Source organism: Marinobacter panjinensis, from assembly GCF_005298175.1.
Taxonomy (GTDB): domain Bacteria; phylum Pseudomonadota; class Gammaproteobacteria; order Pseudomonadales; family Oleiphilaceae; genus Marinobacter; species Marinobacter panjinensis.
Genome location: NZ_SZYH01000001.1, coordinates 742,090 through 762,158, shown reverse-complemented (window position 1 = coordinate 762,158; position 20,069 = coordinate 742,090). Strand labels below are relative to the sequence as shown.

The following is a 20,069-nucleotide window of genomic DNA, read 5'->3' as shown; positions in this document are numbered from 1 at the left end:
TGCAGGAAGCGTAGTAGATGGCTCATCAGGATGAACCAAGTCCAATCTTGTTTGTTATTGACCATTTTCGAAACCCCAATGCGGGCACAGAAGGGCAGCTATTTCAGCTAATTAAAGGCCTGGACAGGGCCCGCTTTAAACCCAGACTTTTAGTTTTCAGGGATTCAGAATACTTGGAAAAACAGGGGTTTCCGTGTGACTATCAGATCTTAGGCAAAAGCCGTATGGCTTCCCCTTCAACATGGTTCGCATTATGGAAGGCTGCCCGCGACTTCCGCAAAGAAGGTGGGCGGCTGGCACATATCTTTTTCAATGACCCATCCGTACTTTGCCCGCCGATTTTCAGATTGTGTGGCATAAAATGCATTATATCTCGTAGAGATATGGGTTATTGGTATACCAAGCCCTACCTGGTTATGTTGGCGGTGACTGGTCGTTTTGTTTCCCTCGTAGTTACAAACAGTCAGGCAGTAAAAGAAGTCACATTGAGAAAGGAGCCAATTCCACCCTCAAGAATACAGGTTGTCCATAATGGGTATGAAAATACAATAAGTGGCTCTTCGGTACCGGAGGACCTTGCTTCGCTGAGGAAAGAGTATTCCGGAGCTGTTTTTGCGGGGATCGTGGCAAATATCCGACCCATTAAGCGAATTGCAGATGCCATAAGAGCGCTAAGGGTGCTTTGCCAGGAAGGTGTGGATCTGCACTTGATCGTAATTGGCGACGGTAACTCCAGTGCCTTGAAAAGGCTCGCGGCGGAACTTGAAGTAGATGATGCTCGCGTCCACTTTCTCGGTGCTCGGGATGACGCCAAAAATTGTCTGTCTGCGCTGGATATTGGCTTACTTTGCTCGGAATCGGAGGGTTTTTCCAATGCGATTGTTGAGTACATGCAAGCCGGTCTGCCAGTGGTCTGCAGCAACGTCGGAGGCAATCCAGAGGCAGTTAAACACGGAGAACACGGGTATCTGTACCCATGCGGTGATATTGAAACAATGGCAATGCATCTGAATGTCCTCGTAAATGACGCCGCCCTGAGAAAATCTATGGGTGCAAAAGCACGGACGTACGCGGAGAAATCCTTTGGCATGAATGCGATGGTAAACAGGCACCAAGAGATATACGCTGACCTGGTGGCTCAAGGAGGGCAAAAATAATGGGAGTATTTTCGAAAGCTGTCCGCAAATTGGGGCCCCTGGGCGGATACGGTTTTGCCAGGGCTTTGTGCAAAAAAGAACCTCGTATCCTGATGTATCATCGTTTCGCAAGCCCATCGGTAAAAGGCTGGGCAAGCCCCGAATATTTTGAACAGCAGGTGCGTTACATCAAAAAGAATTACAATCCGTTCTCATTGGTCGGGTTGATGCAGTATCAGCGTGACAATGGGAAGATGCCCAACCATGCAGTAATTATTACCGTTGATGACGGCTACCGTGACTTCTATGAGTATGCATTCCCTATACTGAAAAAATACGATGTGCCCGCCACACTATTTGTCACGACCGGATTTATTGCTCAAGATTTATGGCTATGGCCGGACAAGATTACCTGGCTATTAAAGCAGTCGACTAGCATTCCGGAACTGAGTCTGGGCAACTTTTTCCTCTCCGGGGGCTCCCTGGAAGGATCTTCGTACGATAAGTATTGGCAGAGGATTGTCGACTACTCGCTTTCTTTACCGGATCAGGAAAAGCATCAGTTTCTTGCTGACCTGGCATCGTTGCTCGGCCATGATCTTCCATCCCGGATTCCTGCAGAATATGCGCCTTTGACTCTCGATGAATTAAAGGAAATGCAGAACTCTGGTATTGAGATTGGTGGCCATACCGTAACTCATCCATCCCTTGGTCGAGTCACTGAGTCTCAGGCTTATGATGAGATACTTGGATGTCGGGATTACCTCAATGAGCATCTTGGATACCATGAGAGAACGTTCTGTTACCCGAATGGGCAGCCCTCAGATTTTCAACAGTTTCTCCCGAGGATAGTCAGGGAAGCCGGATTCCTTGGCGCCGTTACAGCATTTCCTGATTCAAAGGGTGCGCGTGATCCTTATTTAATGAGACGCCATGTGAGTGGTGATAATTCATTCCAGTTCTATAAGGCTGTATCTGGAGTGGAGCTTTTAGGGCATAAACTTAGAGGAGCGGTGAGGTTGAGTGGTAACTTTGAAGAGTTCGCTGGAACTGAGCAACCGACCAAGTCACTATGAACAGAGTAATAAGTAACCAGCACATCGGCGTTATCGGTTCCCGTGTAGGAGAAACTGTTAACTCGGCTACTTTCGTAATTTATTTATACTTTATTGTTGATTTTTTTATAAGGTTTTCTTCTCGATTCCCGTGGTATGGAAAAATCCGCCCTACGCTTTTAGCGGTGGGGATTATTTCAGTGCTGCTCTTCCTTCAGAGAGAGAAGTTTAAGGGCCGATTTAAAGACCCTGTTTTTAAATCTGTTCTGGTTCTTCTAGGTTATATCGTCGTAAGTCTTCCTCTTGTTGAGTGGCCGGGAAGTGTTTTCCGAAATAATCTCGACCCCTTTGTAAAAGCAATTGTTTTTCTTTTCTTCACAGCTTTGATTATTGATACTGAAAGACGATTGAAATGGTTTCTTATTGTCTTCGTTTCCTGCCAGGTTTTTCGTGTTCTTGAACCTTTGTACATGAATATCACTCAGGACTATTGGGGAAGCGCTACTTTTCTTAGTACACGTGAGTTTGCAAATCGGCTATCCGGAGCACCAGCAGATGTAATAAATCCCAATGAATTAGGGTTTGTAATCGCAACAATTGTTCCTTTCCTGCATTATCTTCTATGGCCATTGGGGTGGAAGTTTAAAGCCTTGTATTTGGCGCTTATGCCTGCGCTTCTTTATGCCCTTATTCTTACGATGTCCAGGGGTGGTTTTATTGCATTGCTGGTTGTTGCATTCATAGTATTTAAAGAGTCCAGTAAGAAATTCTCGCTGTGCATTTTAGCGGTTTTTGTTGTGGTCGCAGGTATCTCCGTGATGACGCCAGTTCAGAAGGATAGGTATCTTTCCCTCATAGATAGGGACGCAGAGGGAGGTGCGTCAGCTGAAGGTCGGATCCAAGGCATGATAGGAGAATTTAAGCTTGGGTTGACTCGGCCCGTTGTGGGTCACGGACTTGGGACAACGCAGGAGGCTAAATTTCACAAGCGTGGTTCTACTCAGGCAAGCCACAATCTGTATGCCGAGCTAATAATCGAGCTTGGGTTAATCGGCTTTGTTTTGTTTTTGAGATTTTTGATAAAAATTGCTAAAAAGCTTTCGAGAGTTAGAGAAGACTTTAAGAATAGGAATTATTCAAACCAGGATTTCTACTATCGATTGAATAAAGTTCTTATTGCAGTATTCTGGATGTATGCAGTGTATAGTATTAACTATTGGGGCTTGTCGCAATATTATTGGTATCTGTTTGGTGGCCTGGTTATAGCATTTGGTAGACTTCTGGATATTGATAAATCGTCTAACGAACCTATGGTCGCTGATAATAGCGCTAATAAAGTGCTATCTAATAGATATGCTTTGGCTTCTCGTTTAAGAGATTGGCAGGCATTCAGAAAATAGTAAAAAAAGTTTTGACTTTAGCAATGGTATGTTGAGAAAAATGAAAGATTATATTTTTTATTCAAGATACTACATTGGGAAAATTGTCCGAAACATATTTTCGATTTATAAGTGGGTTGTTTTTATAAAGCCGATTGGAGATCAGGCCTTTTGTGATCCCGGAAAGGCAGTAAGCCAGAAAGCTAATATATGGTTTCGAATGGCTAGCAGTTCCGATTATGAAGCGCTGGTAAAAATCTATCCAAGAGAGTTTTCTGGTACTTGGCCAGAAAAGGTTAAGCGCCAGAAACTTTTCGCCCGTAGAAAAAGAAATACCCCCTGTTTCCTGATTGGCGAGGGAGAAGAGGTTCTTGGTGCAACCTGGTGCATCCCGGTAAAAGAAATCCCGAATTACTTGTTCGGAGAAATTCAGGGTGAATGCTTTGAGATGGTCAATACCTTTGTAACTCCAAAGGCCAGAAAGCGTGGGCTAGGGCAGGCGTTAAGGCTATTTGCAATTTCCTGCATGGCAGAAAAGGGATTTCGGAATGCTATTTCTTATGTCTGGTATTCCCGTAGAGACTCGTTGAAGATGAATTTGCAGTCGGGCTCGTTGCTGGTCGCAGAAAAGCGACAAACAACAGTTTTGGGGCGCCAGATGAAAATGTTCACTCCCTACATTCGCCTGGATAAGTTGCCACTGGCATGCGGAATGCCTACGTTAGTTCTGCTAGGTTATGATTTTGGGCGGTTGAAAGGAATAGCGAGGGCGTTCTCAAAGTTTGGTATTTCTGTAAAACCTGTTGTTCTCCGGGCATCAGCGCATCGCTGTCCGTTGGTCAAGCCACGCTATTCCATCAAGGCTGCGCTAGGTTTTGTGCAGCAGCAAAATATTAGGGGAGTTGGCAAGGCAATAGTCTTGTATGCTGATAAATTAGAATCGGCGCATGCCCTGGAGCTTGAGAAGGCTTTGGATGGTCTGGCAAATCCAGTGAACAGTTCGTCAGCCATCCCCGATATGGGAACACAGGTTATTGAGGCCGAGCGGGCCAAGAAACCCGTTGCAGACAGGATCTTTATGGATGCCATCGGTGAAGGTGGCAAAATCATTAATCGGGGCTAATGAAAGGGATGATATGGCTATTCCCGCGTTGATGTACCACCATATTTCCCCTACACCGGGGGCTCATACGGTTTCGCCCGAGAATTTCCGTATCCAACTGCAATGGCTTGCAGATTCCGGTATCCGGACAATTTCTGCTTCAGAATTTGATCAATGGAGGCAGGGCAGTTTGACGCTTGAGGGGCCCTCTGTATTGCTGACGTTTGACGATGGCTGGCTGGACAATTGGGTATACGCGCTGCCATTGCTAAAGGAATTCAACGCGAAGGCCGTATTTTTTGTGGTGACGTCCTGGCCGGGTGAGGGCACTGTAAGGCGCGATTTGGGAGGTTCTGGCTGGGAAGCGCCAACACACGAGGAGGCCATGGCTTCGGTAAAGGGTTCTGCTAAGGATGGCGTGGTTATGCGCTGGTCCGAATTATTAGCTTCAAAGGCATCGGGTTTGGTGGAACTTGCGAGTCATTCCCATACCCATGGATCTTGGTGGGATAACCAGCGTTCGTGGCCAATGATCCTTGATGCGCTTAGAGAGGATTTGTACAAGAGCCAGATAATACTGAGCCATCAACAAGGTGAGCCATCCAATCTCTTTTGTTGGCCTAAGGGACAGTTTGGCCTGGAAATGATTGAAGTTGCAAAGGAGGTTGGTTTCGAGGTTCAATTTTCGACATTGCGTGGGTGCAACAGTCCTGCGCCCTTTCGTTTGGTAAGGCGTATCAATGCTGAAAATCAGGGGCAGGAATGGATATCCTCTCGAATCAGGGTGTATCGCGACCCGTTGAGGGGGAGTTTGCTGGGGTTGGCCCACCAAACACTCCAGCGTTTACGAATGCAGCAAAAGTTTCAGGCCATCGCTCCGAAAGATGAATTTCGCTTTCCATTTCTTTCGTTAATCTAAAGCTCAATTTACTGCGATTAAGTAAATAGTCGCTTCGTCTCTCTGTAAAGCTTTCTTGCCGCTGTTTCTGCCGGATGGATGAACTCCACGCCTTCTGTGGCCTGTTCACGTTGAGCAACCTCACAGGGGAGACAGGCACCGCAGCACTTGCCTCTGATGGGGCGCAGGCAAAACCAGCGCTTTAATAAAATATCCAGAAAACCATTTTCTTCTGCAAATACTTTCATTTCGGATTTTTTTGTTGTTAGAAGAGGAAAAGACCAGTATTTGAATAACTCGGCTTCCCAAGAATCCTTCAAGGTAGGGTTTTCACCCTCAATATTGTTGAATATTGCGGTTTCTAGGTCGCTGGGAGTCTGGGTTCTCACCATACTCAGTTCAACGGATTCCCACTGCTGGTTTTCAGCGATCAAGGCTAGCCAATAATATTGTCTGGCGACATGGTATTTGTTTTTCAACGCAAGATACCGGTCTCTGATTTCTTGAATTTCCGGGAAATCAGATGAGAGAAAAAATTTTGTTGGATAAAGGGTGACACCCGAGTCGAGCCTTTGTCGCACCATGGCAGAAATTTGGCTTATCGTATCCAACTCACGGTTCATGCTGTATCGGCTGACATCCATTACGTACACAGGTTGTACATTTCGCTTTTCTATCAGTAGTAGTTGGAGAAGGCGGAATGTTGAATCCCATCCGCCTGTCCATAGTAGTGTGACGCTATCCGGTGCCATGGTTTCCAGCTCCTTTGGAAATGGGCTCGCTAACTACCTGCGGGCAATTCGATACTTTCAGTCCCTTTTAGTCTATACCTTTCAGGTTATGACATTCTGCTTTGATTGTCTCATAATGCATCGTCTGCAGTTGTAGGTCTGATTGCAACAGGTTTTCCTGTTGTGTGTTGTTGAGGCTTTGATTCAAGGTAGTAGATGTAATGGTGGGTTTTAAACTGTTTGTATACCGCGCCAGGAACCGCCTTTTCTCAAGGCGGGCATGGGTTGTGCTCGGTCGCCCAACTGAACCTGATACCGAAGCAGGGGTTCCGGATGGGATTGAGTTGAGGGAGGCAAGCAGCAGCGATATTGAGGCTGTCGCCGGGGCATTACCAGATGAATTGACGGGAAGGCTTTCCCTCGAGCAGCGAAGAGCTATGGTGAGTGAACGATTCAAAGCAAAGATCCCCTGCATCCTCGCAATAAACTCTCTTTCCGGTCAGGTCGTCGGGGGCTGTTGGTGCAGCGAAGTGGCGCCGAGGAACATACTTTGGGGGCTAATGCCAGAGTGGGGGCCGGTGTTTGAGATATCCACCTTGTTTGTTGATCCGGGTTTTCGAGGTAAAAGTCTTGGGTCTGTTCTCGTTGAATATGCCTGTAGCACGATGAGAGACAGGGGCTTCAATGCATGTGTTTCACTGGTTTGGTATACCAGGCCCGCGTCGGTCAAGGCTCATTTGAAGGTCGGTTTCAAGCCGGTCGGTGAAAAGGTTACCATGTCGATTCTTGGTGTTCGTCGATCCCGCGTCCATTCAGGATTTCGCAAACAACGTCTTCCTTCAATCTGAGGGACGCAGTCATGATGGTGCCTTTGACGTACCATCTATTCCCTCTTTGGCTGGGCCGCACACTGCCACGGTTTTTTGCTTTAACACTTCCGGTATGACATTTCTAGCTGGTTGCCGCATAATGCGACGTCAGTTTATATCACTGTCACTAAACGGCATTTTCTTGACAGCCCATGATTTAGCTTAATCCAGGATGGAATCGGCAATGCGAATTTTGATGTCTGCTCTCCAGCCCGGCGGGGGCATTCGCACCTTCTTCAGGTACATCTACAGCCAACCCTGTTTCGACAACTGTTCTTTTGTTCTGGTTGCGCCAGATAATGGGCTCAGCGATTACATCAGCTCGCATCTTCCCGAAGGTCGCATCACCGTTGTCTGGGCTGGTTCCGGGCACTTTGCGTTTGTTCGCCAGATGCGTCGGCTGCTGAGAACCGGTGATTTCCAGTTGGTGCATTCCCACGGTTTCGCTGCTGGCCTGCTTACGGAGCTCGCGCGTACCGGTATTGATTGTCCACACCTGATGACCGCCCACGATGTTTTTCTGCCGTCCCAGTTCGCCGGCTTGAAGGGGAGATCCAGGCGTTGGATGATGGCGATGTTGTTTAACCGCATGACGGCGATTCATACGGTTACCGATGATGCCAGGGCTAATCTGCTGGAGTTCTTCCCCGGTATTGAACGTTCTCGGGTAAAGGGCATCCTCCATGGGGTGGATACGGAGTATTTCCGGGATGGAGAGACCCGAAACCTGCGCGCGGAATTGGGCATTGATGAAAGCACACCCCTGATCGGATTCTTCGGCCGTTTTATGGGGCAGAAGGGGTTTCGCGTGCTGGTCGATGCCGTGGAGGAAATCATTGAAAACCGGCGGCTGGAAGTGGTGCCGCATGTAGTGACTTTCGGCTGGGGCGGATTCATCCGGGAGGATTACCAGTACCTGAATGAAAAAGGCCTGGGAAATTACTTTCATCAGGCCGAGCAGACAGACAGCATGCCCTCGGCCCTGAAGGCTGTCGATGTGGTGGCTATGCCTTCCCGTTGGGAGGCTTGTGGGCTACTTGCTATGGAAGCACTCGCCGCCGGAACACCCATTATCGGTACGGAGTGCATTGGGCTCAGAGAAGTGATTGATGGTTCACCGGCCCAAAAGGTCACTGTGGGAGATTCCGCCCATCTGGCTTCCGCCATTGTTTCTGAAATGAAGAACCTGCCATCGAGAAAAAGGGAGTTTCTTGACTATCAAAATACGGCGGTCGTCAGGTTCCATGTGAATCGCCCCGCGACGGAATTGGCCGAGCTTTATAATCAATTATTACCCCCTTCAACGAAGACGGCTTAACAATCTCCCAGATCGATTTTTGGAGCGCCAGGGATGCCTCATAACGAGATAGTGTTTGCGTGCAGGTTCAGCAATGCCCTCAGCTCCATAGAGAAGGTTTGTTCAAGCCTGAAGCTGGGCGGCGAATACCGGTTGAAGCAAATAGATGACTTTGAGTTCTCCTTTCCAGAGAGCGTGGAAGGGACTTTCGTGGCTGAACTCATATTGTCCGCCAAGGAGCATGACACGGGCCTGGAGGGAAGTGGTCAATTTTTGTCTGATGGATTGCTCCCGATACTGGAAAACTCAGCGTCTGTTCTGGTTCTCGTCCGGGTCTCGCCAAACAGCAGGGTCGTCGATGCCCTGATTGAAGCAGGCTTTAAAGTCGCGGGTTCCATAAAGCCCAAAGCGTCTTTGACCGAGCGAGCCATCCTTGCGTCTTTCCCTGTTGATATTTTTGTGCCGGAGCCGGTCTCTCCTGCGATTATTGTCGGCAGAGCGAATGCGAATCTTCTCGCCCAGGCGAGAGCGCTTGGTGAGTGTGGCATTGCCGTTTACTGCATTTTGACCAGAGACGAACCCCCTGTTGTTGCGCGTTCCTGTCGTTACGTTAGGGACGTATTCGATTGCCGGGGGCGTTCAGATGAGTATGTGGTTGCCTGTATTTCGGAAATTTCGAAACTGACCACTGCCAAGCCTGTTGTATACACAGGAGGTGATCTTGACATCGGTTTGCTGGCCAGAGTCTGGGAAACTGTCAAGGATTGGGTAGTGGCACCAAATGACCCGGTACTATCTGACCGTCTCACCGACAAAAAGACACAGCTGGACAAAGTAGCAGCAGCCGGCGTAACTGTGCCCCAAAGTCATGTGATCGAGAGCATGAGCGACCTGGACGCTGTCATTGCTGATTTCAGGTTCCCGGTCATCTGCAAGCCTACGGAACTGGTCAAGAAAGGCAGTTTTATTGGAAAGACCTTTGTTGCCGGAAGTGATCTAGAACTCAGGAAAAGAATGGATCAATTGTTCTTCGGTAATGGCAGGGCGTCAGTGTTGCTTCAGGAGTTTGTTCCGGGTGGGGATGAATGCATACTTTTTACGATGGCATCGTGTGACGAAAGCGGAAATATTCGCAGCGCTGTGACAGGAAGAAAGCTCACAGATGATGGCAGAGGTTGTATCGGGCTTGGTGAGACGACGTATAACCCCAAACTTGAAAGTGCGTCCGGGAAGGCCTTTCGAGCTCTGGGTACCGGAGGAATCCTTGCGGTTGAATTCAAGGCTCACGATGTAACCGGTGATCTTTATTATATTGAATCGAATTTACGTGCGGAAAATTGTGGTTCATTGGCGAAGGCTGCCGGGGTAAACCTTTCTGCTAGCACATTCCTGTATGCCATTGGTTACCCCAATCTGTATTCCCCATTGGGTCATCGCAAAGCCACATGGATGGATGTTTCATTGGTTTTCTTAAGCCGGCTTCGGGGATTGACCCAGGGTAAACATACAGCTGAAGACCGCCGTATATTTCGTGATCACGCTGTTCTGACTGATGCTCTGTGGGTTTCTACTGATCCGGCACCGGCCATCACCTGGTACGCATTGAAATCGTTTGCTTTGGCGAGGCGTGTCTTTAAATCTGTATTCTCCAGGTTCAAATGAACCATCTAACTGGATTTTGATTGATATCGAAACTTTACAAGGCACTATAAGATGTTGAGACGCCTTCTGGTAAATACCAGCTCTAATATGGCACAACTGATCGTCAGCATGGTTGTGACCTTTATCATGGCTCCCATATATCTGAAGCTCATGGGGCATCACGACTACGGGCTCCGAGAGATGGTACTTGCCCTCGTCGGTTACATGGGGATGCTGGATCTTGGTATGAGGCCGACCATTAGCCGGTTCGCGTCAATGCATAATGCCAGGGGGGAGCGCGTTTCTTTATTGACTGTTTATTCTTGCAGTCTTGTTTTCATGTTTTTCGTGGGATTGGTTCTATCTGTTTTCTTCGTGATATGGGCCTTTGCGTTTCCTGAAGTACTGGATCCACAGGACGGCGAACAGGCAACAAAGTATATGTTGTTTTTGTTGCTAATCGGCGCCCAGCTAATATTCGTGTTCCCCAAATTAGTCACCGAGAGCTATCTTGAAGGTCTGCAGCGATACTATTTCAAGAATATGGTGAATATTATTTCCACGATATCCATTGCTGTAATAGCTTACTTTCACATGACACCGGAGAACGGCCTGGTTCTTTTGGTTGGACTTGTCGCGATATCTCAGGCGATCAAGTTGGTTATTTTCGGTATCGTTCTTCTGAAACCGGCACTCGGTACTATTTATCCGAATCTGCGATACTTTTCTGTCGAAAAGCTCCGCGAAATGTTGTCTTTTGGTCTGAAATCCTTCATTCAGGGAGCGGCCGGCAAAGTTGAGAAAATGTCTGATCGTCTCGTTATCGGCACTATACTTGGACCCGCGATGATTCCTGTCTACACTATTCCAGCAACACTCGTCGGGTATATTTCAAGCATCACCATGACACTGAGCCACACGTTCATGCCACTCTTTAGTGACTTGAGCGCCCGTGGCCAGCAACACCGAATCAAAGCTATTTACCTGCTGGCCAGTAAACTGCTGGTGGGCCTGATCATTCCCATGGGCGTAGGTATCTGCCTGATTGGCGGACCGTTTATCGGTATCTGGATGGAGGGGCAGTTTGATCCGGTGATCGTGGATGCCATTCTGGTACTGTTGGTTACTTACACCGTGGTACCCATGCTGAACCCGTTTGCAAGCCGTTATCTTACGGCCATTAACCAGCATGTCATTTTTGCAAAAGTCGCTCCACCTGCGGCGCTGGTGAACCTCGGCCTCAGTATCTGGTTGGTATTGGAGTACGGCGTGGTTGGTGCCGCATTAGGGTCAGTGCTTCCAGTGTTTGTGGTGATGCCCCTATACCTCTATGTAGTGTGCCACAATCTGGAAGTCTCGATGCTTCACTACTTCCGAGCCACGATTCTTCCAGCGGTTATTCCGGTAGCGCTGATGGGGGGCGGCCTTTTCTGGTTCCGCACCACCCATGGTTTTGAGGGTTATCTGGATATTGTATTGTCAGTACTGGTGTCTGCGCTTGTGTATAGTCTGGTCTACTGGGTTTTCGCTATGGGCAGGGAAGACCGTGAGGTATTGCTCCGGCTGCTGCCCGGGAGGCGATAACGCTTCAGCTGGCGCTCACTTTGAAATGGATTGAAATGGAGACGTAAACGGATGTGCGGTTTTGCAGGATTTGCCGGGACTGGCGATAACAGTAATGACAGGGATTCCTGCGAGATAACGCTCAGGAAGATGGGCGACGCTATTATCCATCGCGGGCCGGATGCTGGCGGAGTGTGGCTGGATGATGCCTTGTCAGTCGGCCTGTCCCATCGCCGATTATCCATTCTGGATCTATCCCCCCTTGGCGCCCAACCCATGTCATCGGCTTCTGGCCGGTTCGTGGTTGCGTACAACGGTGAAATCTACAATTTCCAGTTGCTGCGAGAGGAATTGGTCGCGGAAGGCGCGTATTTTAACGGTCACTCGGATACAGAAGTGATGCTTGCCGCCTTCGAAGCCTGGGGAGTGGAAGCCGCACTTACGCGATTCGCCGGTATGTTTGCCTTTGCGCTGGTCGACCAACAGGAAAAGCGGTTATACCTGGCCCGGGATCGTATGGGGGAAAAGCCCCTGTATTATGGTTGGCAAGGCAATACCCTGGTGTTTGGCTCTGAGCTCAAGGCCTTGCAACAACACCCAGAATGGCAAGGTGAGATCAACCGCAGCGCCTTACCGTTACTGGTACGGCACAATCTTATTCCTGCGCCGCATACCATTTATTCCTGTATTTTCAAACTGCCGCCCTCGTCGTTTATTGCTATCGACCTTGCTCGCCTTGAATCCGGATCTCTGCCGGAACCCTCTCGCTATTGGCGCCTTGAGGATCAGTTTGCCGAGACTCACGATTGGACACTGGATACGGCTGCGGACCATCTGGAAAACTTGCTCACGGAGGTGATTGGTGAACAGATGATATCTGACGTGCCTTTGGGGGCGTTTCTCTCTGGTGGCGTGGATTCCTCAACCGTCGTTGCCCTGATGCAGAAGCAGGCGTCGACCCCGGTAAAGACATTCAGTATTGGTTTTAACGAGGAAGGCTTTAACGAGGCAGAACATGCGGCTGCAGTGGCACAGCATCTGGGCACGGACCATACTGAGCTGTATGTGACAGAGCAGGATGCCCTCAAGGTGATTCCTCTGCTGGGAAAAATGTACGACGAGCCCTTTGCGGATTCCTCCCAGATTCCCACGTTTCTGGTCAGTGAGATGACCCGCAAGAAAGTGACGGTGGCGCTGTCTGGCGATGGTGGGGATGAGCTGTTTTGTGGTTATACCCGGTATCCGGGCACGGTTGGCGCGTGGAATCGCAAGGGGACTTTGAAGTCCAGGGCGGAAAACCTGTTCGCCCGGATGCCTGAGTGGCTTTCCGTGCCGGCTGCGCGGGCTTTAATGCCTTCGCAGCGGCAGCGTAGCAGTGGTGGCTTCAGTTTTCGCCTGGATGAAACCCGGGCTGTTGCGGGAGCGGGTGATCTGTCGGAGTTTTACCGCCGAAGGGTGTCGCTCTGGCCCTACCCGGGCCGGGCGGTGGCTGTGGCTGACGAGCCAGTCTATGGCCTGAATGCACCTTTGCCGGAAGTAATTCCGGGCGATGACATGAAAACGCTGATGTGGCGGGATCTTAACTGGTACCTGCCGGACGACATACTGGTAAAGGTGGACCGTGCTGCCATGGCCTGCAGCCTGGAAACCCGGATTCCCATGCTGGACCATCGGGTGGTGTCGTTTGCGCTGGGGTTGCCAACGAGTCTCAACGTGAAGGACGGAACGGGCAAACAGGTGCTACGCTCGGTTCTCTATCGCCACGTACCACGGAAGCTCATAGACCGGCCCAAACAGGGGTTTGCCGTACCCATCGCAAGTTGGCTGCGTGGTGCGTTACGGGAGTGGGCAGAGGCATTGCTGGACTCCGCCCGGCTTCGGGAACAGAGCTACTGGCAGGTTGAGACGGTGCGCTGGTTCTGGAATGAGCACTTGTCCGGCAGGGAAGATTACAGTTTTCAGTTGTGGGGAATCCTGATGTTTCAGGCTTGGCTGGACGAACAACGTGACTAGGGTAGCGGCTTTGACGGACAGACTTGTATATTTGATGGATTGCGAGCAGCGCTGCGCTGAAGGCGTGCTCTATTCGCTGACCAGTCACGGCTATCGCGTGATCGGGCTCACAACGTCAACGTTTTTCCCCATGCGTTTCTCATGGCACCTGGATACCTGGCTCCGCTCTCCTGCTTTGAACGAAAGCTTTGAAAAGTATTTTGACTTTCTGAAAGGCTTGCCCGAAAAGGGGGTGATCGTTCCATCCGGGGATCTCAGCGTAAAGTTCTTGTCGCGCTACGCTACCAGGCTGGAGGCAGAAGGATTTCTTCTTAATGTCCCGGCACAGGACTCTCTCGATACCCTGTTTGACAAGTACAGTTGCAACCGGGCCTGTGCCGCCATGGGAATACCTGTAGCGAGAACGTTCTCCATCACTGAAATAGAGCAGGACCCTGCGATTATTGACTCACTTCGATGGCCGGTCGTTGTTAAACCAACGGCTCTGGCTGGCGGGAATTATCGCAAGGTAGGCGCGCGAAGTGGGTTGGCATCGGCTATTGGCGAAATCAGGCAGGCTGTTGAAAAGGAGAGTGTGCGGCTGAATGAATCCGGAGTCGTGGTGCAGGAATGGGTTGATTCAGGCATGGAAGATAACTGGAGCTGCGAGGTTTATTACAACAGGGCCGGGCAGCTTGTTGACTCCGTCACCATTAAGCGGGTGCGAACGTCTCTGAGCAAGCAGGGTACACCCACAAGCAGGATGTATTGTGGTGTTCTCGAACCTGAAGCCAGACTTGTGAAGCGCACCGAAGAATTGCTGAGTGCCTACAAGTGGCGTGGATTTGCACACGTTGAGTACATTTACTCGAGGCAGGACGATGAGTTCTATCTCACGGAGGTAAACCCAAGGCTGCCCGGTTATGCCTACCTGTTGAGCGCGAGCGGGCATGAGCATGGCTGGTTTTATGCGGCGGATCTGTCGGGCGAGACGTTTCATGTTAACGGAAAAAGCCGAGGCGTCACCTACTTTGAAACATTGCGATACCCGGGAGATATCACCGATGGCGTGATTAATTCTCTGCGCGGGAATCTGGACTTTGGCAGTCTTATTGCAAGCTATGTTCGGGCGTTCAGATCGCGGGACCAGGTTGTGGTTGATCATTTCAATGCAAAGGATCTGGGCCTCACGCTCGGGTTGGTTTTAACCAACATAAAGTCTTTTTTTGATAAGTCTGTAAGCTACATAAAACGCCGGATACGGAGACATGGAGTTGTCAGGAAAGCTTAGGGGCCCGATTCAGCGATTTGGTGTCTGGGGAGGGTTGTCCCACCTTCTGCGCGAGGGTTTGTCCAGATACATCAAGGTGCAGTTGGTGTACCGGGATACGGTTTGGGTCAAGAGAATGTCAACACCCATGGAAAGCCGGTTGATTGCTTCAGCTGACAACGTTGAGCAGCCTGACGCACTGGATGAGTATTGCCCTGATTGGCGGGATCGGCTTTCCCAGGGTAATTGCCTGATTTGCGTGGTATCGGATGGAGAGATAGCTGGCTTTGGTTGGGGGCGTGAACAGAACGAACTCGGCTTTACCTATGTAGACAGCCGCTTGCCATTGGAACGGGCTGTTTTTTACGTATACGATTGTTACACACTTTCACATTGGCGAGGCAAAGGGGTTTATCAGGCGATTTTGAAAGGATTGGCGGAAGAGGCCTGGACAGATGAAATCTATGTCGCGACCAGGTGGAACAATACCGGTTCAATAAAGGGTATACGGAAGGCAGGCTTCATGCTGGATCGTGTTTTCATCTATTTCCGCATATTGGGGAAGCCGGTTCGCTTTCACTACTGACACACTGACGGATCACTAACAAATCGAGGGCAGGGACCATGGAATCGAACCCCCTGGTGACAGTAATAACACCCACGTATAACCGGGCTGATTTTCTGCCGGAGGCCATTGACGGTGTTCTGGCGCAGACGTTCGGCGATTTTGAGCTGATAGTAGTTGATGATGGCTCAACGGATAATTCTTCGGAAATTCTTGCGGATTACGAAGCGAAGGATAGCCGTGTCAGAATCTTCCGGCAGGAGAATCAGGGGCAAAGCGTCGCAAGAAACCGGGCCCTGGCTGAAGCCAGAGGCGAATATATATGCTTCCTTGATTCTGACAACTACTGGCCCCCTGAAAAGCTACAACAGCAGGTTGCGCTATTTGATGAGCACCCCGAGGTTGATGTCATTTATGGCGATACCATCACCATTGATGAAAACGGGGTTGAGCTGACCCGCCACAATATGACCCGTTATTCCGGCCATATCGCAAAATGGATGCTTCGGGATAACTGCGTGAGCATGAATACAGCCATGGCACGTAGAAAATGCTTTGATGATATGGGGGGGATGAGTGGTCAGCGACGGGTAGCTGATGATTACGACCTGTGGTTAAAGTTCTCTGCCCAATTTCAGTTTCTGTATGTTCCCGAATTCTGGGCCTACTACCGTGTTATGGACGACCAGATTTCTTCAGACAAGACAGCACGGTTTGCATCCAATGAAGCCATTATTCATGACTTCAGGCGTAGTTACCCGGATGCCGTGAGTGAAGAGGAGTTCAACGCCGGTTTCGCGGTGTTTTATGTGCGTAAGGCACGCTACCTTGCTGCAGTGGGCCGAAAAAAAGAAGCGTTCAGAGAGCTCTACAAAGCGCTGAGGCACCGGCCCTTTGGAAAAGTGGTGTGGAGAGGTGTAGCAGCAGTAACGCTCAGGTAAATGGATTTATGATGACTGAGAGAGAACCAATTGTTTCCGTTGTAACGCCGACCTTTAACCGTGCTGATTATCTTCACCATGCGATTGAGAGCGTTCTGGCTCAGACTGTAGATCGGTTCGAGCTACTGGTCGTTGACGATGGGTCCACGGATGCTACTCCTGAGCTTATGGAACGGTATGCCGGTGATCCAAGAATCAGGTATTTTCGACAGCCGAACCAGGGGCAGAGTGTTGCCCGCAATCGCGGGATAAGAGAGGCGCGGGGTGACTTTGTCTGTTTTCTCGATTCCGATAACGCATGGTTGCCGGATAAACTGGCGAAGTCTCTCGAGGTATTTCGGGAAAACCCGGAATGCCATGTGGTTTACGGTGACTATATTGAAATCGATCAGTGGGGAAGGGAGCTTGGTCTCAACCGGATGCGCCGGTATTCCGGGGCTATTACGCCCGAGCTCTTGAAAGATAACTTTGTCAGCATGAACACCACCATGACCCGCCGCGGGTGTTTCGAGGTTATGGGCGGGTTCGATGAGGCGGACCGGTTGGCAGAGGATTATGGCCTTTGGCTGAGACTGTCTACCCGGTATTGTTTCTATTACCTGGCCGAAGTTCTCGGCTTTTACAGGGTAATGGAACACCAGATTTCTTCCGATAAACGCAGGCGTCTTTATGCAAATGAGAAGATCCTGCTTTCCTTTCTTGAGACCTATCCCGATTCAGTTACCTCGGAACAAAGGTGTCGCGGTTTGAGTCACTTCTATTTACGGCGTGCCCGGTTCCTGGCTTCGGAAAAGTCTTATCTGGAGGCCTACAGGGACATCGGCCGGTCGATCAGGCAAGACGCTTTATGGCCAGGCCCCTGGCGGGGGGCAGCGAAAGTCACTCTCAGGGCGGTGATACCGTGAGTGTCAGGTTAGAGGTACGAGCGCTCAGTGAAAAGGAATTTGGCTCTGTTGAGAAGGACTGGGCAAGGCTTCTGCATACAAGTACTGCAGATCCACTGTTTATGAGCTGGCCCTGGCTCTACAGTTGGTGGGAAACCTGGGGGAGCCGTCTCGGCCTCGAGTTGGTTTTGCTTGGCGTATACCTTCCGGATGGAAAACAGTTGGTTGGTATCGCGCCTCTGTATCGTCACCGCTTTCGTATCGCGATCGGAATGAAAGTGACCAGGCTGCATTTTCTCGGAAATGCCTGGCGGGTAAGCCCTACGGTGCGCACTGAATACGTAGGGCTTATCGTTGAACCTCAAAGGGAAAGAGAGGTCGCCGACGCGGTGGCGCGTTATCTTTGTGCCACTGAGTGGGATGAGTTGATGATCCCGGACAGTCAGCAAATCAATGGTGGCACCTTTGGTAAGGCGCTCGCTGAGCATTGCAATGCAATCCCGTTACTTCGCAGTGAATCCCAGGGTATCCGGGTGGACACTACCGGATCATTTCGAACATGGGCCGAATCCCTTGGGGCCAATACCCGGCTCAAGGCATTCAATCGCAGAGCTGTGTTCGAGAAGGAGTTAAGTGGTCATTGGCAACCTGTGGAAGAGGACCAGGTGTCCCAGTCGCGTTTCATGGATTCTCTGAATGACTTTCATCAGAGGCGATGGGGCAAACCCTGTTTCGACAGACAAGCGCTTGAATTTCACTTGAAGTTACTGGGCCGATTGGGTAGTAACCAAAGGCCGGAGTTGTCAGGTTTGGTGGCCGACGGCAAAGTCGTTTCCGTGTTGTACGATATAAGAGCCGGGGAACGTATCTATAATCTACAATCCGGGTACGATGAGAGCCTTCACCGTAAGCTGTCACTTGGCACGCTTCACCTGGGGTATGCCATTGAAAGGGCGTTTCACCATCCCTCAGTCTGTTGTTACGATTTACTGGCAGGTTCTGGTAAGAAAACATTCTACAAGTCGCACTTTCATGGGCAACAGGTCGATTTTCCGACGCTGGATTTTGTGCGTTCCCCAATACTAAGGGCGGCCTATCACTGCCGACCCTGGTTGCCGGGAAATCTGGTTTCTCGAATCAACCGTGTGTTCCGGTTGTAGTCAGTTTTAAGGAAGAGAGTTATGACACTGGAAAGGATGCAGTGGGCACAGGTTGGTCGCTTGATGCTCCCTTTTGTTCTCAGTTTTGCTGCGCTTGCATGGCTTACCTTTCCGACGCTTGAGGGTATTGTCAGCCGGTGGCTCAAATTTGATGAGTCGTATTCGCACGGTCTATTGATGCTGGCGGTTTCCCTGTTTCTTGTGGTGCGCACCTGTCTGAACCATCCTGTGCGCCCTGGATTTTACCCCATCTGGCTCCTGCCATTCTTTCTGGCGCTGATCGGATACGGTCTTGGGGATATCCTGCGTATTCAGGCAGCTCGGGAGCTTGTAGTGGTGCCTCTCCTGCTTGGTGTGCTTGCCGTGTTTATGGGCTGGAGGCAGGTTCGCCATTTTATCATTCCCATTGGCTTATTGTTCTTTACAGTGCCCGTCTGGGACTTTCTGTCCTGGACACTCCAGGTCATTACGGTCGAAATCAATCAGTTGCTACTCGGAATGATGAATATTGAATTCCGTGTAGAGGGAGTGTTTGTTTACCTGATCGGCGTGGGCGCCTTTGAGATAGCCCATGGGTGTTCTGGGCTGCGCTACCTCCTGGTCGGCCAGTCACTGGCGTTGCTCTATGGGGAATTGAATCTCACGCGCCTGCGGTCAAGGGTAGTTCTATTTGCTGTAGGTGTGGCACTAGCGCTGATGGCCAATTGGATCCGTGTGTTTGTTATTATTTACATGGGTTACGAAACCAACATGCAAACCAGCCTGATCGAGGACCATGACAATTTTGGTTGGTGGGTTTTTGCAGGCACCTTGGTTCCGCTGTTCTTTGTTGGCCGTTGGCTTGAAACCTCCGCCCTGGAGCAAACAAATGCCACTGCGGAGGTTGCAGCCCATACGCAGCCCACCCCCTATCACGGCATTAAACGGCTAACAACGGGTGTAGTGGCGATGGTGGCTCTACCATTGGCATTCTGGGCTTTACTTCCCTCGACAGAGCGAAATGTACGGGCAGAGCCGGCACCGATGGACCTTCGCCTGGACGGGGAGCAATATGGCACCCTGTTTTCGAACAGGCTTGAAGGCTGGCGCCCCAGGGTACGTAATCCGGACCGGGCCTATGTGCAAACGCTTTTTGATCGCACTAAGGTGAGTGAGGGTGCCGGGGCATCGGAAACCTTATACAGCGCCGTGTACAGTTACGATTATCAGCGCCATTCCGCCGAATTGATTCAATATTCCAATCGTCTTTACAACAGGGAAGAGTGGCATACCGAAGATCTCTATGAGGTTGACGTTTCTGGCCCAGCAACTTTCCGTGGCGTTACCATACGAAATCGCGCAACCGGCAAAACAATCGATATTGCTTACACCTATTATGTGGAAGGGTTTTGGGAAACTGACGATCTCAGGGCGAAGCTTGCGCAGGTCCGAGGCTTTGCCAATAAAAGAACTGACGCCTCATGGATTCTTTATGGCGTTTCCTGTGATGAATGCGACCGACAGGCCAGGCTTGCGGACTTGATAGACAATACGTTTGACTCAGTAGTACAGGCCGTTAACCAGCAATATAGGCCGTAACCAGGACA

The 20,069-nt window shown here is 50.2% G+C and carries 17 protein-coding genes; 16 read left to right on the top strand and 1 reads right to left on the bottom strand.

Annotated features, from left to right (window positions below):
- Nucleotides 1-17: 17 nt before the first annotated feature.
- Genes FDP08_RS03430 through FDP08_RS03410 form a run of 5 tightly spaced genes read left to right on the top strand, consistent with a single transcriptional unit; the run spans nucleotide 18 to nucleotide 5,591 of the window.
- On the top strand, nucleotides 18-1,157 hold the full coding sequence (locus FDP08_RS03430) for a glycosyltransferase (RefSeq protein ID WP_137434627.1): 1,140 nt from the start codon (nucleotides 18-20) through the stop codon (nucleotides 1,155-1,157).
- Nucleotides 1,157-2,212 (top strand): polysaccharide deacetylase family protein, encoded by a 1,056-nt coding sequence (locus FDP08_RS03425; protein WP_137434626.1) that lies wholly within the window; start codon nucleotides 1,157-1,159, stop codon nucleotides 2,210-2,212. The genes FDP08_RS03430 and FDP08_RS03425 overlap by 1 nt, the downstream gene beginning before the upstream one ends.
- Complete coding sequence (locus tag FDP08_RS03420) at nucleotides 2,209-3,591, top strand: O-antigen ligase family protein (protein WP_137434625.1); 1,383 nt, start codon at nucleotides 2,209-2,211, stop codon at nucleotides 3,589-3,591. The genes FDP08_RS03425 and FDP08_RS03420 overlap by 4 nt, the downstream gene beginning before the upstream one ends.
- Before the next feature lie 40 nt (nucleotides 3,592-3,631).
- Entirely contained in the window at nucleotides 3,632-4,693 is a 1,062-nt protein-coding gene (locus FDP08_RS03415; RefSeq protein ID WP_137434624.1) for a GNAT family N-acetyltransferase, read from the top strand.
- On the top strand, nucleotides 4,653-5,591 hold the full coding sequence (locus FDP08_RS03410) for a polysaccharide deacetylase family protein (protein ID WP_137434623.1): 939 nt from the start codon (nucleotides 4,653-4,655) through the stop codon (nucleotides 5,589-5,591). The genes FDP08_RS03415 and FDP08_RS03410 overlap by 41 nt, the downstream gene beginning before the upstream one ends.
- A gap of 17 nt (nucleotides 5,592-5,608) precedes the next feature.
- Here the strand turns inward: FDP08_RS03410 and FDP08_RS03405 are convergent, their stop codons facing one another.
- Entirely contained in the window at nucleotides 5,609-6,322 is a 714-nt protein-coding gene (locus tag FDP08_RS03405) for a hypothetical protein (protein WP_137434622.1), read from the bottom strand.
- Nucleotides 6,323-6,522: 200 nt separating this feature from the next.
- Between FDP08_RS03405 and FDP08_RS20680 the strand changes: the two genes are divergently transcribed.
- The 11 genes from FDP08_RS20680 to xrt all read left to right on the top strand — a co-directional run bounded on the left by FDP08_RS20680 (nucleotide 6,523) and on the right by xrt (nucleotide 20,061).
- Complete coding sequence (locus tag FDP08_RS20680; RefSeq protein WP_137434621.1) at nucleotides 6,523-7,149, top strand: GNAT family N-acetyltransferase; 627 nt, start codon at nucleotides 6,523-6,525, stop codon at nucleotides 7,147-7,149.
- Nucleotides 7,150-7,342: 193 nt separating this feature from the next.
- Nucleotides 7,343-8,488, top strand: a complete 1,146-nt coding sequence (locus FDP08_RS03395) for a glycosyltransferase family 4 protein (protein WP_137434620.1) — start codon at nucleotides 7,343-7,345, stop codon at nucleotides 8,486-8,488.
- Between the two features lie 33 nt (nucleotides 8,489-8,521).
- Nucleotides 8,522-10,129 carry a hypothetical protein gene (locus FDP08_RS03390; protein ID WP_137434619.1) on the top strand — a complete coding sequence of 536 codons (1,608 nt, stop codon included), beginning with the start codon at nucleotides 8,522-8,524 and terminating at the stop codon, nucleotides 10,127-10,129.
- Between the two features lie 51 nt (nucleotides 10,130-10,180).
- Entirely contained in the window at nucleotides 10,181-11,692 is a 1,512-nt protein-coding gene (locus FDP08_RS03385) for an oligosaccharide flippase family protein (RefSeq protein WP_137434618.1), read from the top strand.
- A gap of 51 nt (nucleotides 11,693-11,743) precedes the next feature.
- Nucleotides 11,744-13,684: an asparagine synthase (glutamine-hydrolyzing) gene (gene asnB / locus FDP08_RS03380; protein WP_137434617.1), complete on the top strand. Its 1,941-nt coding sequence runs from the start codon at nucleotides 11,744-11,746 to the stop codon at nucleotides 13,682-13,684.
- Nucleotides 13,677-14,954 (top strand): ATP-binding protein, encoded by a 1,278-nt coding sequence (locus FDP08_RS03375; protein WP_137434616.1) that lies wholly within the window; start codon nucleotides 13,677-13,679, stop codon nucleotides 14,952-14,954. The genes asnB and FDP08_RS03375 overlap by 8 nt, the downstream gene beginning before the upstream one ends.
- Nucleotides 14,955-15,081: 127 nt before the next feature.
- Entirely contained in the window at nucleotides 15,082-15,519 is a 438-nt protein-coding gene (locus tag FDP08_RS03370; protein WP_206077266.1) for a GNAT family N-acetyltransferase, read from the top strand.
- A gap of 38 nt (nucleotides 15,520-15,557) precedes the next feature.
- Complete coding sequence (locus FDP08_RS03365; RefSeq protein WP_137434614.1) at nucleotides 15,558-16,439, top strand: glycosyltransferase family 2 protein; 882 nt, start codon at nucleotides 15,558-15,560, stop codon at nucleotides 16,437-16,439.
- Nucleotides 16,440-16,447: 8 nt separating this feature from the next.
- A complete protein-coding gene (locus FDP08_RS03360) occupies nucleotides 16,448-17,344 on the top strand; it encodes a glycosyltransferase (protein ID WP_228263222.1) in 897 nt (298 codons plus the stop codon).
- Nucleotides 17,287-18,483, top strand: a complete 1,197-nt coding sequence (locus FDP08_RS03355) for a GNAT family N-acetyltransferase (RefSeq protein WP_137434613.1) — start codon at nucleotides 17,287-17,289, stop codon at nucleotides 18,481-18,483. The genes FDP08_RS03360 and FDP08_RS03355 overlap by 58 nt, the downstream gene beginning before the upstream one ends.
- Nucleotides 18,484-18,504: 21 nt before the next feature.
- Nucleotides 18,505-20,061 carry an exosortase gene (gene xrt / locus FDP08_RS03350; protein WP_137434612.1) on the top strand — a complete coding sequence of 519 codons (1,557 nt, stop codon included), beginning with the start codon at nucleotides 18,505-18,507 and terminating at the stop codon, nucleotides 20,059-20,061.
- The last annotated feature ends 8 nt before the right edge of the window (nucleotides 20,062-20,069 follow it).